The following is a 1,764-nucleotide window of genomic DNA, read 5'->3' on the forward strand; positions in this document are numbered from 1 at the left end:
AGGAAGCGGCGGCGATGCTGGCGGCGATGACGATGAGCTTGAGGCGCGCGGAATGCATGGTTCGTTGTCTCCGTTTTTGGGGCGAGGAATGCCGGCCGCCGTCGTCCGGAGGTGCCCATGAGGCTGGCACGACCGTGCTTTTCTTGCGGACCGGCGGCGCAGCGTAGAGGCGCCGCCCCTGCAATCGGTGGGGGCTTTCCCGTAGCCGCTATCGCCTGCGCGACAGCGGTGCCATGCGCGGCGCGCTCAGTTGCGCCGGCGCGTGACCGTCACCGTGGCCTCGAGGCCTTCGTAGGCCTCGGCCGGGCCGTACCAACTGCCCGAGATCGGCGCGCCCTGGGCCGGGTCGCGCGTCACGCCGACGCGGATCAGCTGGCCGCTGCCCATGAGGTTGTTGGTCGGGTCGAACGCGACCCAGCCCGCGCCCGGCAGGTAGGCCTGCAGCCAGGCGTGGGTGGTGCCGGCGCCGGTCATGGCCTCGCCCTTGGCCTGCACCGTGCTGTCGAGCGCGGCGTCGTAGATGTAGCCCGAGACGAAGCGCGTGGCGATGCCCAGGCGGCGCACCGCCTCCATCATCAGCAGCGCGTAGTCGCGGCAGCTGCCGCTGCCCAGCGCCAGCGTCTCGAGCGGCGTCTGCGTGCCTTCCTCGTCGCGCGCCAGGTACTCGAGGCTCTGGCCGATGTGGGCGTTCATGCGCGTGAGCACCTCGCGCGTGCTGTTGGGCTTGTCGGTGTGCAGGAACTGGTGGGCCCAGCGGATCAGCGTGCCGTCGGGGTCGTCGTGGTGCGGGCGCAGGTAGTGCTCGAGGTCGAGCCGGTCCTGCACCGAATAGGCGAAGGGCAGGAACTCCGCGGCCGGGTCGATCGCGAGCTGGTCCTGCGTGGCCGCGGGCACGGTCTCGATGGTGAAGGCGCAGACGATGCGCAGCTCGGTCGCTTCGCCCATCGGCTGCACCAGCGCCACCGAATTGGAGTGCGGGTCCTGGATCAGCCGCGTGTGGGCCGACGGGCTCACCTGCAGGTCGGTGGCCAGCACGCGCAGGTCGTGGCTGTCGCGTGGCCGGAACATCACGCGGTGCAGCCCGAAGCTGACCGGCTCGTTGTAGCGGTAGATCGTGGTGTGGCGGATGTCGTACTGGGTGCTGGGCATGGGGCATTCTCCTGCGTTCGTGTGTCGCCGGACATCTCCGCGGCGATGGGGCAGGCAGGACTGCCGCATAATCCGCGCCCCTTCGGCCCGCGTGGCCGCACCGTTCGCCCATGGAGGACCATGTACGCATCGACTTTCATCTTCGCCACCCGCCAGTTCGACGACGCCTTCCACCGGCTCGACCAGGCGATCGCCGAGGCCGCCCGCGCGCTGCCCGGCTACCTGGGCGAGGAGAGCTGGGAGAACAGTGCCAACGGGCTGGTGTCGAACGTCTACTACTGGCGCTCGCTCGAGGCGCTGCAGGCGCTGATGACGCATCCCTCGCATCTGCAGGCCAAGGCGGCGCAGGCGAACTGGCTCGATGGCTACCGGGTGGTGATCTCGGAGGTGGTGCGCAGCTACGGCGATGGGCGCATCGACCACCTGCTGCCCGCGCTCGACGCCGCGTAGCGGCCCTCAAGCCCGCGCGGTGCGCCGCGTATCGAGGGCCTTGGCCAGCGCCACCGGCAGCGGCAAGGGCTCGCCATGCCACTGCGCGGCCAGCAGTTCGGCGCACAGCGCGGCAAAGCTGAGCCCGCGCGAGCCGAGCGCCGTGCAGGTCCACAGGCCCTTGTC

The 1,764-nt window shown here is 70.5% G+C and carries 2 protein-coding genes; one reads left to right on the forward strand and one right to left on the reverse strand.

Translation table 11 applies throughout. The features are described 5' to 3' along the window. Positions 1-246: 246 nt before the first annotated feature. Positions 247-1,149, reverse strand: coding sequence for a transglutaminase family protein (locus AC27VN_RS40545; protein ID WP_093341516.1), 903 nt, complete (start codon positions 1,147-1,149; stop codon positions 247-249). Positions 1,150-1,269: 120 nt separating this feature from the next. On the opposite strand from AC27VN_RS40545, the gene AC27VN_RS40550 reads away from it, so the two are divergent. Further along, the gene (locus AC27VN_RS40550) at positions 1,270-1,599 is read left to right on the forward strand and encodes an antibiotic biosynthesis monooxygenase family protein (protein WP_093341517.1); all 330 of its coding nucleotides are present in this window, start codon (positions 1,270-1,272) and stop codon (positions 1,597-1,599) included. Positions 1,600-1,764 lie beyond the last annotated feature (165 nt).

Source organism: Variovorax sp. 20P10.2.4 (genome assembly GCF_058244205.1).